This window comes from Acinetobacter sp. CE-15 (assembly GCF_051059255.1).
GTDB lineage: Bacteria > Pseudomonadota > Gammaproteobacteria > Pseudomonadales > Moraxellaceae > Acinetobacter > Acinetobacter guillouiae.
On the sequence record NZ_CP192737.1, the window covers coordinates 2,325,686 to 2,345,043 of the forward strand.

At 39.3% G+C, this 19,358-nt stretch carries 14 protein-coding genes; 13 read left to right on the plus strand and 1 reads right to left on the minus strand.

Annotation, left to right across the window (positions count from 1 at the left end; translation table 11 throughout):
* Positions 1–4 precede the first annotated feature (4 nt).
* From ACQ7EO_RS10765 to ACQ7EO_RS10805, 9 genes are all read left to right on the plus strand, one after another.
* Positions 5–1,117 (plus strand): DUF475 domain-containing protein, encoded by a 1,113-nt coding sequence (locus ACQ7EO_RS10765; protein ID WP_434279579.1) that lies wholly within the window; start codon positions 5–7, stop codon positions 1,115–1,117.
* A gap of 2 nt (positions 1,118–1,119) precedes the next feature.
* Positions 1,120–1,698 (plus strand): TerD family protein, encoded by a 579-nt coding sequence (locus tag ACQ7EO_RS10770; RefSeq protein WP_004821595.1) that lies wholly within the window; start codon positions 1,120–1,122, stop codon positions 1,696–1,698.
* A 116-nt stretch (positions 1,699–1,814) separates the two neighbouring features.
* Complete coding sequence (locus ACQ7EO_RS10775; protein ID WP_034613113.1) at positions 1,815–3,122, plus strand: vWA domain-containing protein; 1,308 nt, start codon at positions 1,815–1,817, stop codon at positions 3,120–3,122.
* Positions 3,123–3,136: 14 nt separating this feature from the next.
* Positions 3,137–3,853 carry a TIGR00266 family protein gene (locus ACQ7EO_RS10780; protein WP_004720370.1) on the plus strand — a complete coding sequence of 239 codons (717 nt, stop codon included), beginning with the start codon at positions 3,137–3,139 and terminating at the stop codon, positions 3,851–3,853.
* A 17-nt stretch (positions 3,854–3,870) separates the two neighbouring features.
* Complete coding sequence (locus ACQ7EO_RS10785; RefSeq protein ID WP_434279580.1) at positions 3,871–4,461, plus strand: TerD family protein; 591 nt, start codon at positions 3,871–3,873, stop codon at positions 4,459–4,461.
* Between the two features lie 246 nt (positions 4,462–4,707).
* Entirely contained in the window at positions 4,708–6,912 is a 2,205-nt protein-coding gene (locus tag ACQ7EO_RS10790) for an OsmC domain/YcaO domain-containing protein (protein WP_151801420.1), read from the plus strand.
* A 196-nt stretch (positions 6,913–7,108) separates the two neighbouring features.
* Positions 7,109–9,850 (plus strand): type VI secretion system Vgr family protein, encoded by a 2,742-nt coding sequence (locus tag ACQ7EO_RS10795; RefSeq protein ID WP_434277238.1) that lies wholly within the window; start codon positions 7,109–7,111, stop codon positions 9,848–9,850.
* A complete protein-coding gene (locus ACQ7EO_RS10800; protein WP_434277240.1) occupies positions 9,843–10,844 on the plus strand; it encodes a T6SS immunity protein Tli4 family protein in 1,002 nt (333 codons plus the stop codon). The genes ACQ7EO_RS10795 and ACQ7EO_RS10800 overlap by 8 nt, the downstream gene beginning before the upstream one ends.
* Positions 10,845–10,852: 8 nt before the next feature.
* A complete protein-coding gene (locus ACQ7EO_RS10805; protein WP_434277242.1) occupies positions 10,853–12,760 on the plus strand; it encodes a lipase family alpha/beta hydrolase in 1,908 nt (635 codons plus the stop codon).
* A 169-nt stretch (positions 12,761–12,929) separates the two neighbouring features.
* Here the strand turns inward: ACQ7EO_RS10805 and ACQ7EO_RS10810 are convergent, their stop codons facing one another.
* Positions 12,930–13,811 (minus strand): LysR family transcriptional regulator, encoded by an 882-nt coding sequence (locus ACQ7EO_RS10810; RefSeq protein WP_434277244.1) that lies wholly within the window; start codon positions 13,809–13,811, stop codon positions 12,930–12,932.
* 165 nt (positions 13,812–13,976) lie between these two features.
* Here ACQ7EO_RS10810 and ACQ7EO_RS10815 point away from each other — a divergent pair, with 165 nt between their 5' ends.
* From ACQ7EO_RS10815 to ACQ7EO_RS10830, 4 genes are all read left to right on the plus strand, one after another.
* Positions 13,977–15,494: a CoA-acylating methylmalonate-semialdehyde dehydrogenase gene (locus tag ACQ7EO_RS10815; RefSeq protein WP_434277245.1), complete on the plus strand. Its 1,518-nt coding sequence runs from the start codon at positions 13,977–13,979 to the stop codon at positions 15,492–15,494.
* 15 nt (positions 15,495–15,509) lie between these two features.
* Entirely contained in the window at positions 15,510–16,400 is an 891-nt protein-coding gene (gene mmsB, locus ACQ7EO_RS10820) for a 3-hydroxyisobutyrate dehydrogenase (protein WP_434277246.1), read from the plus strand.
* A gap of 103 nt (positions 16,401–16,503) precedes the next feature.
* On the plus strand, positions 16,504–18,156 hold the full coding sequence (locus tag ACQ7EO_RS10825) for an AMP-binding protein (RefSeq protein WP_434277247.1): 1,653 nt from the start codon (positions 16,504–16,506) through the stop codon (positions 18,154–18,156).
* Positions 18,157–18,229: 73 nt separating this feature from the next.
* A complete protein-coding gene (locus ACQ7EO_RS10830) occupies positions 18,230–19,357 on the plus strand; it encodes an acyl-CoA dehydrogenase family protein (protein WP_419301698.1) in 1,128 nt (375 codons plus the stop codon).
* The last annotated feature ends 1 nt before the right edge of the window (position 19,358 follow it).

A 19,358-nucleotide genomic window follows, 5' to 3' on the forward strand; every position in this document is an offset into this window, starting at 1 on the left:
ATGGATGAAACATTTTCGCTTTTCGATTCTTTTTACCATCATTTGTTTAGCAATTTCAGCGTATTGGGGTTTTACACATGGACCCCAAGCCGGCTTAATGACCATGTTCAAGGCATTGGCAATTACTGCAATTCTTGCAGTAATGGAAGTTTCTTTATCATTTGATAATGCTGTGGTAAATGCTTCAGTACTTAAGCACTGGAATCATTTCTGGCGAACCTTATTTTTGACAGTCGGTATTGTTATCGCTGTATTTGGTATGCGTTTAATCTTTCCATTACTCATTGTTGGCGTCACTGCAGACATGGGGATGATAGAAGTCGCAAAACTCGCGTTGAACGATCCGAAAACCTACTCTGAAAAACTCATGGCACATCATGCTGAAATTGCAGCATTTGGTGGTATGTTCTTACTTTTGGTGTTCCTTAACTTCTTATTTGATGATGAAAAAGATGAGCATTGGTTCCATTGGTTGGAGTCAAAACTCGCTGATCTAGGCAATATTCAAGCGATTTCAGTGTTTATTTCATTATGTGCATTATTGGTTATGGCTAATTTTGTACCTGAATCTTCTCGCCTTGTTGTAACTATGGCAGGGATCTGGGGAATTGTGGTTTATGTCGGTGTTCAGGTGATCGGACACTTGCTTGAAGGCGGTTCACATGATGATGAGCAAGAACCAGCGACTGAACAAAGCAGTTCAAATAATGGTGCACCTGTAACAGGTACAATTATCAAAGGCGGTATCGGTGGCTTCTTGTATCTTGAAGTACTTGATGCGTCTTTTAGTTTCGATGGTGTAATCGGTGCTTTTGCAATTACCAGTGATGTGGTAATTATTATGCTGGGCTTGGCAATCGGTGCAATCTTCGTGCGTTCGATGACGGTTTACCTAGTAGAAAAAGGTACACTTGATGCTTATGTTTATTTAGAACATGGCGCGCATTATGCGATTGGTGCACTTGCATTCATCATGCTTGCAAGTGGTACAGGCTTACATGTACCTGAAGTCGTAACAGGCCTGATTGGTGTCGCGTTTATTGTTTGGGCAGTGATCTCATCAATTTCTTATAGTAAAAAACAATCTCTTGAAACAACAACTGACAAAGGAAACTAAAAATGGCTATTAATTTATCAAAAGGCGGTAACATCAATCTGTCTAAAACAGCGCCTACAATGAATAAAGTAGACTTAGGTTTAGGCTGGAATCCTCGTGTGACAGATGGTAAAGCATTTGACTTGGATGCTGTTGCTTTTCTGACTGGTGAAAATGGCAAAGTTCGTTTAGATGGCGACTTCATCTTCTTTAACCAAAAAACTTCTCCTTGTGGTTCTGTCAACCATAACGGTGATAACCGTACAGGTGACGGTGATGGTGATGACGAAACAATTTCAGTTGATTTATCTAAAGTTCCAGCAGATGTGGCTAAAATTGTATTTGCTGTAACCATTCATGAAGGCCAACAAAATGGTCAAAACTTCGGTATGGTCGACAAAGCCTATATCCGTGTAATCAATAAAGATAGCAATGCAGAAGAACTTGCTCGTTTTGACTTATCTGAAGACGGTAGTACAGAAGTTGCGATGATCTTTGGTGAATTATACCGTCATAGCGGTGAGTGGAAATTCAAAGCAGTTGGTCAAGGTTTTAACGGCGGCTTAGGCGCTTTGGCTGCAAGTTATGGTGTTGCAGTTTAATTTTCAAAATCAGTACTAAAAGATTTATCTTTTAGTACTTGAAAGTGATTCGGTTTAAATCGGTTCATTTATGGACACAGTAAAAATTATTTTCAAGTACTAAATAGAGAACAACAATGCAATTCATCACTGGCCAAAAAATGGCACTTCACCAATTGTTGCAGACAGAGACACAGTTTAAAGTACGTGTACAAGTTCAAGCACCTTTTGAAATCGATATTTCTAGTTTTGGTATTGCGCCAAACGATAAACTTTTCCATGATGATTATATGACTTTCTATAATCAGCCACAGACTCCGAAAGGCGAAGTTCAATATCAGCTTCAAGGCAACATACATAATTTTACCTTTGATTTAAACAAGATAGATGCAACACGAACGTCACGTTTTGTTATTTGTGCAACCTTAGCCAATGAACAGTCTCAAATCCAAAATATACAATCGATTCAGGTTGAGTTATCTAATCAACAGGGTCAGGTTGTTGCCAGTTATGTTTTAAATGGTTCTAATTTTAGCCAAGAAAAAGCTGTGATGCTGACTGAGATTTACTTTAAAAGTGATGCTTGGCGTATCGCTGCAATTGGTCAAGGTTTTAATGGTGGCTTAAAGGCTTTAGTTGAGCACTTTGGGGGAGAAGTTGAAGAAAGTGCAACAGCTACTCCATCAACAGCAAACCCATCGATAAGCAATAGCGCATCTACGATTGATCTGAAAAAGAAAGTGGTATTGGATAAAATCCAAAATGCAGCACCACACTTGGTAGATATTACTAAAAAGTCTTTGATCAGTTTAGAAAAAAATAATTTACTCGATGTAAAAGCTCGCGTAGCTTTGGTGCTCGATTATTCTGGTTCAATGCACCAACAATATATAAAAGGTGATGTGCAAAAAGTACTCGACCGAATTATGCCATTGGCAGTCAATTTTGATGATGATGGTAGTTTTGAGTGCTGGGCATTTGCAGAAAAATCCTTGCGTTTAAGCGATGTAACCTTGAACAACTTAGAAAATTTTGTCAATACAGATCAAGGCGGTCATCCAAAGTGGAAAGCGGGTGCACGTTATAATAATGAACCCGCTGTACTTGAAGCCGTGATCCAGTATTTCACCCAAGAAAATCCATCTCATTTACCCGTATACGTGGTATTTGTTTCAGATGGCGGGGTCAGTGAAAGTAAAAAGATTAAAAATATTCTTAAAAATGCATCCAGTTTTCCTATTTTTTGGCAGTTCGTGGGTATCGGCGGCCGTAACTATGGTGTGTTGGAACAACTCGATACCATGGATGGGCGAGTAGTAGATAATTGCAATTTTTTTGAAATGAGCAATATTCAAAGTATGCCTGAAGCACAACTGTATGATGCGCTGCTTCAGGAATTTCCACTGTGGTTAAAAGAAGCGAAAAATAAAAACATTATTCGATAAAGTGAGGACAATCGATGGCTAAATTTGAACTTGTAGGCAGCCCAGAACCATTTCTATTGGTCGATTTGGTACAGGGAGAAAAAATATTTTGTGAATCTGATGCAATGGTCATGATTGAACAAAATTTAGAATTGGCAGGGAATTTACGTGGCGGCTTATTTCAATCATTTATGCGTAGATTTACCACAGGTGAATCGCTGTTTCAGCAAGAAATCAAAGCATCATTTGGTCATGGACAGTGTCTACTTTCTCCAAACATAGATGGTGATATGCAAATTCTTAACATTGGCCCTCAGCAATACACTTTATCTGATGGGGCTTTTGTTGCAGCAACAGAACATGTCAATGTCAAAGCCAAGATTCAAGCAAATTTAGGTGGTGGTTTCTTTGGTGATACGGGTGGTTTTGTGGTGATGGAATCATCTGGACAAGGTCAATTGTGTATTTCTGGTTGTGGCACCTTAATGGAAGTTGATGTAAGCACTCAGAATGGAGAAACCACCATTGATAATGGTCATGTTGTGGCATGGGATTCGTCTTTAAGTTACAACATTGGTATGCCAAGTTCACAAAACCGCGGAATTGTTGGAAATCTTTTAAACAGTTTTACCAGTGGTGAAGGTATGGTGCTTAAGTTTAGAGGCAATGGCAAAGTCATTATTTGTTCCCGAAATCGCAAGAGTTACCTCACCTGGTTATCTTCAGCTTTAAATTTAAATAGAAACAATTAAATCTATGAGGGAAACACATGAGTATTAGTTTAGTAAAAGGTCAAAAAATCTCTTTAGAAAAAGGTGATGGTTCATCTTTGACCAAAATTTATCTTGGTGCAGGCTGGGATGTGGCTAAGAGTGGCGGATTTTTAAGTGGCCTTTTTGGTGGCGGTGGTGGTGATTCAATCGACCTTGATGCGTCTGTCATTATTTTTGATGAAAACAATCAACCGCTTGATGCAGTATGGTTCGGTCAATTAAAAAGTAAGGATGGCAGTATTTGGCATTCAGGGGATAATCGGACAGGTGCTGGTGATGGCGATGATGAAGTGATCCATGTTGATCTAACCAAAATTCCACCGCAAGTCAAAGCACTGGTTTTTACAATTAGTAGTTTCCGTGGTCAAACTTTTGAAAAAGTTGAAAATGCCTTTTGTCGTTTAGTTGACTCAAATACCAATACTGAAATCGCAAAATATAACCTTTCAGCAAAAGGTAATTATACTGCTTTGATTATCGCTAAAGTCTATCGCCACAATGGTGCATGGAAAATGTCTGCGATTGGCGATACCTGCAATGGTAAGACCATTCATGACATGCTTCCTTCGATCATTCCAGTGCTTTAAGCGCGGCTGTAAAAATTTTTAATCAACAAAGCCATTTCTAGAAATGGCTTTTGTTTAAAGTATTTTCAATCTTTCCATTCTAAAGTTATCAATTGTGTAAAATAATTCTATAATAGCGTCCATTATTACTGACCTCAGTTGAGGTTGGTTCGTTTTAAGTCAATTTCTTCTCCGTGATTCGGCTTATTTTTCAATATTTAAATTTTATGTGTCCATGCCAACACATAAGAATATTTAGGTGCCCACATGGAAATCAAAGTCAATTACCTCGACAATCTTCGACAAGAAGCCAAGTTCGATGACTTTACAGTAATTGCTGATCAACCCATTCGCTATAAAGGTGATGGCTCTGCGCCGGGTCCTTTTGATTATTTTCTTGCATCATCTGCTTTGTGTGCTGCTTACTTTGTAAAAGTGTATTGTGCAGCTCGTGATATCCCAACAGATAATATTCGTTTATCGCAAAACAATATTGTCGATCCTGAAAACCGCTATAAACAAATTTTTAAAATTCAGGTTGAGCTGCCTGCGGATATTTCGGATAAAGATCGTCAAGGTATTTTGCGTTCGATCGACCGTTGTACTGTTAAAAAAGTCATCCAAACAGGTCCTGAATTTGTTATTGAAGAAGTTGAAAGTATTGATGCCGATGCACAAGCATTGCTCATGCCCAACTTAGCACAAGAAAGCTCAACTTATATTGAAGGTAAAGATCTGCCTTTAGAGCAAACTATTGCCAATATGTCAGAGATTCTGGCAGGTTTGGGAATGAAAATAGAAATTGCCTCATGGCGAAATATTGTTCCAAATGTATGGTCATTACATATTCGTGATGCGCAATCTCCAATGTGTTTTACCAATGGTAAAGGTTCAACCAAAGAAAGCGCTTTGGCTTCGGCATTAGGCGAGTTCATTGAGCGTTTAAATTGTAATTTCTTCTACAACGACCAGTTTTGGGGTCAAGACATTGCCAATGCTGAGTTTGTACATTATCCAGATGAAAAATGGTTTAAACCAGGACCAAATGGAGCGCTACCTAAAGAAATACTGGATGAATATACATTAGAGGTATATAACCCAGACAATGAATTGTTAGGTACGCATTTGTATGACACCAACTCTGGTAATACTGAGCGTGGGATTTGTTCATTACCGTTTGTACGCCAATCAGATCAAGAAGTTGTATATTTCCCATCAAATTTGATTGAAAACTTATATCTAAGCAATGGTATGAGTGCAGGAAACACCTTAGCCGAAGCTCAAGTACAGTGTTTATCTGAAATTTTTGAACGTGCGGTTAAACGTGAAATTTTAGAGGGAGAAATTGCACTTCCAGATGTACCTGAAGACGTTTTAGCAAAATACCCGCGTATTGTTGAGGGCATTAAAGGCCTAGAAGAACAGGGCTTTCCAGTCTTGGTTAAAGATGCATCGTTGGGTGGTGAATTTCCAGTGATGTGTGTCACGTTGATGAACCCACGTACAGGTGGCGTATTTGCATCGTTTGGTGCACACCCTAAGCTTGAAGTTGCTTTAGAGCGTAGCTTAACTGAATTGTTACAAGGTCGTAGTTTTGAAGGTTTAAATGATTTACCAAAACCAACCTTTAGCAGTAATGCGGTGACTGAACCGAATAATTTTGTTGAACATTTTATCGATTCAAGTGGTGTGGTGTCTTGGCGTTTCTTTAGTGCAAAATCAGATCATGACTTTGTTGAGTGGGATTTTAGCAGTGCGGGTGAAAATGCCAATGCTGAAGAAGTAAAGACCATGTTGAACATTCTTGAGGAAATGGGCAAGGAAGTCTATATGGCTGTCTATGAGCACTTAGGCGCGACAGCTTGCCGTATCATTGTGCCTGATTATTCTGAAATTTATTTGGTTGAAGATTTAATTTGGGACAATACCAACAAAGCATTGTTATTCCGTGAAGATATCTTAAATCTTCATCGTTTAGATGATGAGCAACTAGAAGCTTTAGTTGAACGTCTTGAAGAGGTTGAAGTGGATGATTACACCGATATCGTGACTTTAATTGGGATTGAATTTGATGATAATACTGTGTGGGGACAACTGACCATCCTTGAGTTAAAACTGTTGATTTATCTTGCTTTACAACAGTTTGAAGAAGCCAAAGATTTAGTTGAACAATTCCTGCAATACAATACCAATACTGTAGAACGCGGCTTGTTCTACCAGTGTATGAATGTAATGCTTGAAGTTGAACTAGATGACGACATGGATTTAGATGACTATGAAGCGAATTTCCGTCGTATGTTTGGTGATGAACGAATGGATGCAGTTATTGGTTCTCTAGACGGCAGTATGCGTTTTTATGGTTTGACTGAAACCAGTATGCAGCTTGAAGGGCTTGATCGTCATTTAAGACTTATTGACAGCTATAAGAAATTACATAAGGCACGTGCTAAAGCTGTTGGCTTAGCAAGTTAAACGCATATTATTAATAACTTAAGTGAAAAACCCAAGATTCGTCTTGGGTTTTTATTTTTAAAAATAATATCAATAATTTAAATTTATATCTCTCTATGAATATTGAATTTGGAACACAACAATAATCCAGTAAATTTGAGCCATACTAAATTTTATGTTAAGTTTTACTTACCAATTGTAAGGCTATAATAATAAAATGTTGAATAATATTTCTATCTTCTTGGATAAGTTTGGCTTCGGAACTCAAAAACGTGCGATGAGTGTCCAGTTTTCAAATTTTGAACTCAATTCCCAGATCATGTTGCAACGTATTGATGGCTATCATGCTGTCAACGAGGGCTTATCCGCAGAACTGATCTGTTTATCCTTAAATCCATTTATAGAATTAAAACAATTCATTGGTTGTCAGGTGAGTGTGGACCAAGTTACAGATTCAGGCAGGTTGTTTAGAACGACAGAGATTATCACAGGTGCAAGTCAGGGACAATCCGATGGTGCGTTGAGCCTTTATCGCTTGACCATGCAAGATCCAACCAGTTTATGGCATAAAAGACGTAATAGCCGCGTGTTCATGGATAAGCGTGTTGTGGAAATTTGTGAAATTATCGTAAAAGAATGGCAATCCAAAAGTGCCTTGTTTGCAGCAAGTTTAATACTGGATAGCAGTGGCTTAACCAAAGACTATGATGTTCGTCCATTCTCCATGCAATCAAACGAATCTGATTATGAATACCTTACTCGAATTTTACGTGAAGAATCAATTAACTGGCTGATTGATGAGTCGAATTACTTGGTTTCTAGTAATAGACATAGTATTGAACCACAGAAACTAAGATTAATTGATGACAATGCCCAATTTAAGGCCCTTGAGCGTAGAACCATTCGTTATCATCGATCGAATGTGACGGAACAGTATGACAGTATCACCAGTTTTATCGCAAAGAGACAATTACAATCTACAGCAATCCACGTCCAGCGTTGGCAAGCAGACAGTTTAACTCAAGAAGACGCCAGTGGTTCCGTCCTCAGTTCACACAAACACAGCGCACAACGCGACAATGAGAGTCTAAGTCTAGAACAAGCTTGGAATATCTCTCCTGCATGGATCCGTGACCTTAAAGGTGAAGACCAAGCCACAGCATCAGGAAATAGCCAACTCGATAAACTGAATAAACAACTGAATCAATATCAAGCTTTGCAAGCCAAATACTTTACCGCGCATAGTAGTGTCCGTGATACACAGGTTGGCTATTGGTTTCAATTGACTGATCATCCAGAGTTGGACAGAAATCATCGTGGAAGTGATAAGGAACTGCTTATACTGAATAAGCACTTTTACCATCAGAACAACTTTCCCAAAGATATTCAAGATCAAGTTGAAAAACTCTTAACTTTAAGTCATTGGCAAAGCAATAAAGACAGTAAACAAGAACGTCAAGCCAATGAGCTTACCTTAGTTCGTCGTAACATTGATATCGTTCCAGAATATGATCCTTTAAAACATCGCCCAACGGCTCACGTACAACGTGCCAAAGTGGTCAGTGATGGTGAAGAAATCTATGTGGATGAATGGGGGCGGATTAAAGTTCGTTTCCTGTTTACTCGAATTGAAGATCATGTCCATGATGGAGGTGCTGGTTCAAACGATACTGATACTGATTCTGCATGGGTCGATGTACTCACGCCATGGGCGGGTGAAGGTTATGGTGCAAGATTTCTACCTCGTGCTGGTGAGACGGTAGTGATTGATTTTTTTGATGGTAATCTTGATCGTCCATTTGTGACAGGTCGAATCCATGAAGGACATCGAAGTCCAACCCAATTTGATATCAAAGGTAAACTGCCAGAGACCAAAAAGCTGAGTGGTATTCGATCAAAAGAGATTTCGGGGGAAGGCTTTGGGCAACTCAGATTTGACGATAGCACTGGGCAACTGAGTACACAGCTACAATCTAGCCACGGTGCAACACAGCTAAATTTAGGCAATCTAAGTCATCCCAAAGAAACCGCAGAAAGTGATGGCCGTGGTGAAGGGTTTGAGTTAAGGACCGATGATTGGGGCGGAATACGTGCGCCTAAAGGAATATTAATTACAACAGAAATAGCGAGTAATGCTGCTGGAAACCAACTTGATCGCGACAATCTTCAAAATAATATCGAAAAATTCTTAGCAACTAATCAAGCCATTCAGGAAGCAGCGAAACAACACCAAACTTCTGCGCCAGAATTGGAGTTACAAGAAGCCATAAAAATAGCGCTTCCAAACTGGAATGAATCAGATTCAACTCCTTATATTGCAATCGATGCAAAGGATTCACTTATTTTCGATGCAGATAAAGGCATAATTGCCCAAGCCAAAGAAAACATTGATATAACTTCAGAACGTAATGTTCAAATTTTTTCAGGTCGAGCTTTTCTGGCAAATGTTTTAGATAAAATTTCACTCTTTGCTCAAGCAGCGGGTATCAAAATCAAAGCTGGACAAGGTGCAGTCGAAATTGAGTCACAAGCAAGCAGCATGAAAATCGCCTCACAAGAACTGATGCATATTTATGCGATTAATGACTTTGTCAAAGTCGAAAGTGGTAAAGGAATATTGATCTCATCTGGTGGTGGTTTCATTAAAATTGAAGATGGCAATATAGATATTGTTTGCCCAGGCACCCTATCCTTAAAAGCAGGGCAAATTAAAACCATGCCAGGCAGTACTTTAACTACTGATTTAGCAGCCATGCCAAAACTTCAAATGGATTATGGTGAATGCTTTGTGTTACGTAATAAAGCAGGCAAAGCCATGCCAAATATGAAATATAAAATAAAAACAGAAGATGGCAAAACCATCGAAGGTATTACGGATTCCGAAGGTAAAACAGAGAAAGTAACGTTACTGGCTATGACCAAAGCAGTCATTACATTATTAGGATATGTCGATGAATAAATTACGCTCTTGTTTATTATTCACTATTTGTATGATCAATACAGGATGTGCATTTGCAAAATCAGAAATAAAAAATACTGGAAATAACATGATCAATTTAGAAAAAACCAAAACTTATTGCATTGGGCGCTATGTGGTTGATATCCCCGCTGAAGCGAATCCATTAGAACGTTATGATAAATATGATTCTTTTACCATTAAGGCTCAAACTAAAGCAACACGTCAAGATTTTGATACTGCTATTCAAAAAGTGAGAAAAGAATATTCTGATGATGGTTGGTTTATCACCGATGATCCTCAAGAACAAAAAATTGATGGACGTATTTCTAAAATTATAAAAGGAAAAAAATCGAAAGATAAGGGGCATCCTTTTACGGTCTTTGGATTTGTACTTGATAAAAATACGTTATTTTTAATTGAAGGCGGACATAGTGACTCCCCAGAAAGAACCAAGAAAAGTAATGAAGCGATTCAAAATTTAGTGAAAAACTTACGCTATCGTAATGAACATGAGATTCCCAAAGAAATAGGACAATGTATTTATCAGGGTTTTATTAAAGATGAAACTAGACAGTACCGCTATAGTATCCAAAAGCTTGGTTTTAGATTTAAGGACTATCCAACAGTGGTGTTACGTTTTGAAGCAGAAACAAATGATGAATATGTCTTAGCAATGATTCCCCGGATAGAAAAAAAGTTTAAAGAGGTTGGGCAAAGCCAACGTCAAATTGATAAAGGCAATATTCGTAAAGGTGAAAAAAATACGGCTCATTTAACAGGGCAAGAATGGATCTCAGTTGAAAAAATGAAAGGCAAAAATGGCATTAGCGCCCTATGGGAACATACGGGCAGCGCCAATAATAATCAAGATCCATTGATTAGTTTTGAGGTAGATACAGCACGTTCATCTCCGCTTACACAGAGTAGTAGTTTACAACAATATGACGCCTTAAAACTTTATGAGTCGATTTTAAAAACCATACGTAAATTCTGAGAATAACAATGTCAAATCATATACATCGTCATGAGGCCTATGAAAGGCTTTATAAATCTGGAAGTGTTTCCTATGTTTCACATACCACACCGGATAGTGTTAATACCGAGTGTGAAATCCCAGCACCTGTAACACATGTCGTGCCGATTATTTTTATTCCAGGCATTATGGGCTCAAATATTAAAGATACCGCAGATGATAAAGAGGTTTGGTATCCTCGAATATCACTTTCCACCATTATTGAATACAGTAAACGAGATGCACGAGAACGACAAATTGCCTTGAATCCAGCAACAACTCAGGTGGGTTATGATGGCGATGTAAAAATAAGTAAAAAGCGAATTCCACATATCACCAAAGACGTGGCTTTGGCACGCGGTTGGGGCTCAGTGATTACCATTGGTTATGCAGATTTATTGATTTTTATGGAAAGTCAGCTTAATCAACCCTTTAAAAAGTTAAGTGAGCACAAAAAAGACCAGTTTAATGGTACAACTGAATGGGAAAAAATTGTCCATCCGGGCAATAAAGCAACTGAAAAAATACTTAAAAATTGGTCTGCTGAAAAAACAGTTGAATTATTAGGTTTAGAAAAGCATGAGCAATTGGCTGATTATGCTTTTCCAGTGTTTGCCTGTGGCTATAACTGGTTACAGACCAACATGAAGTCAGCGGATCATGTTGCGGACCGACTCAATAATGAAGTTATGGCACAAGTTAAAAATGAATTTCCTAGCGCAAAATTTAAGAAATTTATTATTGTCAGCCACTCTATGGGGGGATTGGTGACTCGTGCCTTGATTCAAAATGAAAAAGTTAAAGATAAGATTGCCGGTGTGGTACATGGTGCGATGCCTGCCAGTGGAGCACCAGCGGTATATCAGCGTCTCACTGTAGGCTGGGATGGTTGGAAAGCTTCAACAGGACTCTTTAAAAGTGCTGCTGCATGGGCAACTAAATTTATGTTTGGAAATACTTCTGAACGTCTCACCGCAATATTGGCAAATGCGCCTGGGGGATTAGAACTATTACCTTTCTCAAATTATTCCAATACTGTGGATTTTCCCAAAAATCCTAAAGCATGGTTAGTCATTAAAGCCAAAACACCTAGCGGTGAAATTACCGCCACATTACCAAAAAGTAATGACCCATATAATGATATTTATAAAAGAAAAGATTGTTGGTGGGCGATGATCAATCCTGATTTTATTGATCCTGCTGGATTGGTTGCAAAAACTGTAGATAAAGACGGATATGATAGTATTTTTGATGTTTATAGAGATACTTTAGTTATTGTCAAAAAATTACATGATCATATTAAAGATGCTTATCATCCCAATACGTATGCCAATTATGCTGCTGACAATAGTTTTAAAGCATTTGGTCAGGTGGTGTGGCGCTGTAAAGAAGAGTTAAATATTAGCAGTGAAAATGAATTGATTGAATTAATGAGCTTATATGGCAAGAAAAAATTAATCCAGTTCCCGGATATCAAAGATCGAAGTGATATTAAAGAAGCTGATCCCAATAATCCTCCAGAAAATGATGCAGATTTAAGCATTAAAGGCTCGAAAACTCATAATTTACAAGACAACGCCTATAAAGAAGATGGTGTAAGAGAAATTTTGCTTGATGAAAAATCTAAAATTTCTAAAACCAATAAAGCCACATTTTATTTAGATCTTAAACCCACTTCAAAAGGAGATGGAACGGTATGTTATCAGTCTGGGCAAGATGTTCGTGCAGATGGGCGTAGTCCAATTGAAACCTTTATTATCAATGGCTATGAACATGCAAAGAGCTATGACGATAAACATGTCCAATTGAATACAATATACTGCATTGCAAACATCATCGATATTATTAAACAAACTTCAACATCAGAAAAATGCGAGAGTGAAACTAAGCGTTTATAATTTTATATGAGTTTAAGGACTTCTAAGGTTAACAATAGAAGTCTAATTTTATCTGGTCTTAATTATTTTCAATATTCCTGACTTTATATTAAGGGAAAATTTGAAGACCATTTAGGCAATATTTTATAAAATCAATAATTTAAATAAATTTAAATTCTACCGAAAATCTTTAATCCATCAATAAGTTTTGATATTTATCAGCTTGTGTTCTTAAAAAATCCCAAACCAATTTTATACGTGGTTCATGCTGTAAATCGACTAAAGTTAGCATCCAAAAAGTATGAATAAAACGAACTTCATCTTGTAATACCTGTTTAAGTTCTGGCTTATTTTCTGCCAAAAACTTCGGCAAAATTGCCAATCCAGCACCTGCACTCACAGCAACTTGTTGGGCCAAAATACTGCTACTTCTAAAATTTGCATTGAGCTGTAAGGGCAGACGTTCTAAACAATACAGTTCAGGGCTATAAATTAAATCGTCAATATAGTTTACAAACTGATAGTTTTTTAAATCTTCAAGTTTTTTAATCGCTTGGGTACTTTCTAAATAGCTTGTACTGCCATAAATTTTAAGACAATAATCGGTTAAACGAGTAATGATATAAGGTCCTGACTTAGGACGATCAATGGAAATCACAATATCAGCTTCACGATGCGACAGCTTAATCATTTTTGGAACCGGGATAAGATCAATCGTGAGTAAAGGGTATTGTTTAGACAGTTCTGCCAATAGCTGGGCTAAAAATGCTGTTCCAAAACCCTCAGGTGTGCCAATTCGCACATGTCCTTGTAAAGGTAAGTTGGGCTTTTCAATTTGCAAGAATGCTTGTTCCATTTGCTCAACACGGGGCACCAGTGCCAAGCCTTCCATAGTCAGTTCATAGCCTGTGGCTTCTCGTCTAAACAACGGCGTTCCTAAAGCTAATTCTAGCGCCTGTATCCGTCTAGACACGGTACTGTGTTCGACCCCAATAATACGAGCTGCATTGGTTAACGTCTTGGCACGCGCTAAAACTAAAAAAAACTGTAGGTGATCCCAATCGACTTTCATTGTGTATGACATCCTTGTGCATATTTGCACATTCATTGTGCGTTAATTTCTATTGGTCATCTATATTTTCTTTGTTAGTTTGATTTGAAACAGCACTGATGAAAATACTGCTTTTGGCTATTTTCTAAAAATGTAACAACAAAAAATATTGCCTATGGAGAGGTTATGAACACAATGTCAAATATTCATTCGACGACGGCTAAATTATTAATTAATGGAAAATTTACCGAATCAAATACTACTGAATGGCAAGACATTCTAAATCCAGCGACCCAAGAGGTGCTTGGTCGTGTCCCAATGGCAACTCTAGACGAAGTTGATGCTGCAATTGATGCTGCACAAGAAGCATTTAAAACTTGGCGTTTTACACCGATTCAAGCCCGTATGCGTATCATGCTGAAACTGCAAGATTTGATTCGTGACAATATGAAAGATATCGCCCGTGTTTTGACCGCAGAACAAGGTAAAACCTTGGCTGATGCAGAAGGTGATATCCAACGTGGCTTAGAGGTGGTTGAACATGCTTGCTCGATTGGCACCTTGCAAATGGGTGAATATACTGAAGGTGTAGCTCGTAGTGTAGATACTTATACCTTGCAACAACCATTGGGTGTATGTGCTGGAATTACCCCGTTTAATTTTCCTGCCATGATTCCACTATGGATGTTTCCAATGGCGATTGTTTGCGGCAATACCTTTGTACTTAAACCGTCTGAGCAAGACCCATTATCGACCATGATGCTGGTAGAATTGGCATTACAAGCAGGTGTACCTGCTGGTGTACTTAATGTGGTACATGGTGGCAAACAAGTGGTAGATCGTCTATGTACGCATCCAGACATTAAAGCCATTTCATTTGTAGGTTCAACAGCGGTAGGCACGCATGTCTATAACTTAGCGGGTCAGCATGGTAAACGTGTGCAATCGATGATGGGTGCAAAAAACCATGTCGTGGTGATGCCAGATGCCAACAAAGAACAAACCTTAAATGCTTTAGTTGGTGCTGCATTTGGTGCGGCTGGACAACGGTGTATGGCATTGTCTGTTGCTGTCATGGTCGGTGAAACTAAAAACTGGGTGGATGAATTGGTTGAAAAAGCCAAAACACTCAAAGTCAATGCTGGGCATGAACCGCAAACAGATATTGGTCCCGTGATCTCACCACGTGCTAAAGCTCGTGTTATAGATTTGATTGATAGTGGTATTGAACAAGGTGCACAACTCTTACTCGATGGTCGAGGCGTACATGTCCAAGGCTACGAAAATGGCAATTTTGTTGGTGCAACCATATTCAATCAAGTTACTACCGATATGCGTATCTATACTGAAGAAATTTTTGGCCCTGTTTTAGCCATTATTCATGTTGATACGCTTGAACAAGCCATTGAATTGGTCAATGCCAATCCGTTCGGGAATGGTGTGGGTTTATTTACTCAAAGTGGTGCAACTGCGCGTACTTTCCAAAGCACCATTGATATCGGTCAAGTTGGGATCAATATTCCAATTCCTGTGCCGGTTCCATTCTTTAGCTTTACTGGGTCAAGAGGTTCAAAATTAGGGGACTTAGGGCCTTATGGTAAACAAGCAGTACAGTTCTATACTCAAACCAAAACCATTACCAGTCGTTGGTTTGAAGACACACAAGAAAAAGGTGAAGTGAATACCACCATCAGCTTGCGCTAATACAGGAGTTCAAGGATGAATATTGCATTTATTGGTTTAGGCAATATGGGCGGTAAAATGGCCCATAATTTACTCAAAGCAGGCTTGACGGTTTATGGCTTTGATTTAAGTGATGTTGCAATCGCACATTTCACCGAAGCAGGCGGAATTGCCTGTAATAGTCCACAGAAAGCAGCAGCAAATGCAGATGTGGTAATTACCATGCTGCCAGCCGCAAAGCATGTTAAAGAGGTCTATTTGGATGAAAATGGGGTACTTGCTGTGCTTAAACAAGGCAGCTTATGTATCGACAGCAGTACCATTGATCCACAAACTATTAAAGATATTGCTGCAATTGGTGCAGAGCAAGGAATTCAAATTTGTGATGCACCTGTTTCAGGTGGCACGATCGGGGCTCAAGCAGGTACGCTAACCTTTATGGTAGGAACTGATGATAAAGCATTTGAACAAGTCAAATCTGTGCTTGCACCAATGGGTAAGAACATCGTGCACTGTGGTGAAGTAGGTGCAGGGCAAATTGCTAAAATTTGCAATAATCTCATTTTAGGTATTTCAATGGCCGCAGTGGCTGAAGGCATGGCGCTCGGGGCAAAACTCGGTATCGATGCACAAGCGTTGGCAGGCGTAATCAATAGTTCGAGTGGTCGTTGCTGGAGCTCGGAAGTGTGTAACCCATGGCCGGGTATTTCGGCTAATGCACCTGCTGGACGTGGTTATAGTGATGGCTTTGCCTCTCAACTGATGCTTAAAGATTTGGGTTTGGCTGTTGAAGCCGCAGGCCAAGTCAAACAACCTTTGCTTTTAGGTGGTTTGGTACAGCAGCTTTATCAGCAACTGTGTATGCAAGGTAATGCTCAACTCGATTTTTCCAGCATCATTCAGCAATATTTGCCTAAAGAAACTTAATCATCAATCGAAGCACAGTCAATTTCACCACCCATGGGTGGTGAAAAAACAATAGGTTCACTCGTGTCATGAATAACAATAAATCCAGGCCGGAGTATATAATATGTTGAATTATCATGATGTTGCTAAAACATTTAATTTAGATGGTGCGGTTCAAGAAATGCTCTCAGGTTCGGTTGATCAACTGAATGCCTGTTATGAATGTTGTGACCGACATGCGGAAGCAGATCGCGAAAAAGTTGCCCTATATTGGCAAGCTAAAGATGGCCGTAAAGAACAATACACCTTTGCTCAACTGAAAAAATGGTCGAGTCAGTTTGCCAATTTTTTAAAGTCACAGGGTATTCAAGCAGGTGATCGTATTTCGGGTTTATTACCAAGAACTCCCGAATTATTGGTGGTGATTCTCGCTGCTTGGCGAATTGGTGCAGTTTATCAACCGCTATTTACGGCATTTGGCCCAAAGGCGATTGAACATCGAGTTCAGCTGGCAAAAAGCAAATTGGTTGTGACCGATATCGGCAATCGTAGCAAACTGGATGAAGTTGCACAGTGTCCACAAATTATGACTGTCGCTGATCGACAGGGTCATGCTGTACAACAAGGCGATTTAGATTTTTGGAAAGAACTCAATCAACAGGCTGAACAATGTGATCTGGTCATGCAAAGCATTCAAGATCCATTTTTACTGATGTTTACCTCGGGCACCACGGGGCCTGCAAAACCTTTGGAAGTTCCACTCAAAGCCTTAATTGCTTTTGGCAACTATATGAAAGATGCGATCGGCTTACGCGCAGATGATGCATTTTGGAATATTGCTGATCCAGGTTGGGCGTATGGACTTTATTACGGTATCACAGGACCATTATTGTTAGGCCATGCCACTTTGTTTTATGAAGGTGGTTTTAGCATAGACAGTTTGTGTCAAATTATTGATGATTATAAAATTAATAATTTGGCAGGTGCACCTACAGCATATCGGATGATGATGGCCGCGGATCCCACTCAAATGGCACAACTAAAAGGTAAATTCCGGGTTGTGAGTAGTGCTGGTGAACCTTTAAATCCTGAAGTTTTTCGTTGGTTTAAACAAGTGCTTGATGCGCCTATTTTTGATCATTATGGACAGACAGAGGTGGGCATGGTGGTTTGCAATCATCATGGTTTAAGCCACGACGTCCGTGCAGGCGCTGCTGGTTTTGCCAGCCCAGGTTATCGTGTTGCTGTGGTAGATGATCAAGGCAATGAGTTGCCTGCCGATACCGCTGGAATTTTAGCGGTAGATATCAGTCAATCACCGATGATGTGGTTTGGTGGTTATAAAGAAAGTCGTAAATCACCATTTATCAAAAATTATTATTTGACCGGTGATACTGCTGAACTACATGCAGATGGGAGTATGAGCTTTGTTGGACGTAGTGATGATGTGATTACCACCTCTGGATATCGTATTGGACCTTTTGATGTAGAAAGTGCATTACTTGAACATGAGGCAGTGATTGAAGCTGCTGTTGTTGGAGTCCCCGATCCAGAGCGAACAGAAATCGTTAAAGCTTTTGTGATTTTGGCAGAAAATAAAACACCATCTGAGGAATTGGCTGAACAACTTGGGCAATTTGTCAAAAAACGTCTGTCTGCCCATGCTTATCCAAGACAAGTTGAATTTGTTACTGAACTACCCAAGACCCCAAGTGGCAAGATTCAACGCTTTTTACTACGAAATCAAGAAATTGCTAAACAACAATTAAGTGCATAAAGCGAGTAAGGATCATCCTACACAAGCTAAACTTGCCGAATGTAGGATGTTAAATGATGCTAAGGAATATGAAATGCAATTTACTGAAGAACAATTATTGATTCAGGACATGGCGAAAAGTTTCGCCCAAGAACAAATTAAACCAAATGCAGCGGAATGGGATAAACACAGCATTTTCCCCAAAGAGACCTTGTCACAAATGGGGCAATTGGGATTTATGGGGATGCTGATTTCAGAGCAATGGGGTGGTTCAGATACTGGTAACTTAGCCTATGTTCTTGCACTTGAAGAAATTGCGGCAGCAGATGGTGCAACCTCCACTATCATGAGTGTACATAATTCAGTTGGTTGTGTTCCGATTGCTAAATTTGGTAGTGAAGAGCAAAAACAAAAATATTTAATGCCTTTGGCACAAGGTGAAATGATAGGTGCTTTCGCATTGACCGAACCGCATACTGGTTCTGATGCAGCAGCACTGAAAACCCGAGCTGTCAAAGATGGTGAGGATTGGATTATTAACGGTGCAAAACAATTTATTACTTCAGGAAATAATGCTGGTGTAATTATTGTATTTGCAGTGACCGATCCAAGTGCTGGTAAAAAAGGTATCAGTGCCTTTATTGTGCCACGGGAAACTGCGGGCTATGAAGTGATTCGGACTGAAGAAAAACTGGGATTGCATGCTTCAGATACCTGTCAAATTGCATTGACTGATGTGCGTGTACACAAAAGCTTAATGTTAGGTCAAGAAGGTGAAGGGCTTAAAATAGCACTGTCTAATCTGGAAGGTGGTCGTATTGGTATTGCTGCGCAAGCGGTGGGTTTGGCACGTGCTGCCTTAGAAGAAGCCAGCAAATATGCCAAAGAACGGATTACTTTTGGAAAACCGATTTTTGAACATCAGGCAATCGCTTTTCGTTTAGCCAGTATGGCAACAGAAATCGAAGCAGCTCGTCAATTGGTCCATCATGCTGCACGCCTAAAAGAAGCAGGCAAGCCCTGTCTCAATGAAGCCTCTATGGCAAAATTATTTTCCTCAGAGATGGCAGAGCGAGTCTGTTCAGCAGCTTTACAGGTCTTCGGCGGCTATGGTTATTTAAAAGATTTTCCAATTGAACGGATTTATCGTGATGCACGTATTTGTCAAATCTATGAAGGCACCAGTGACATACAGCGTTTGGTGATTGCGCGAAGTTTATAAA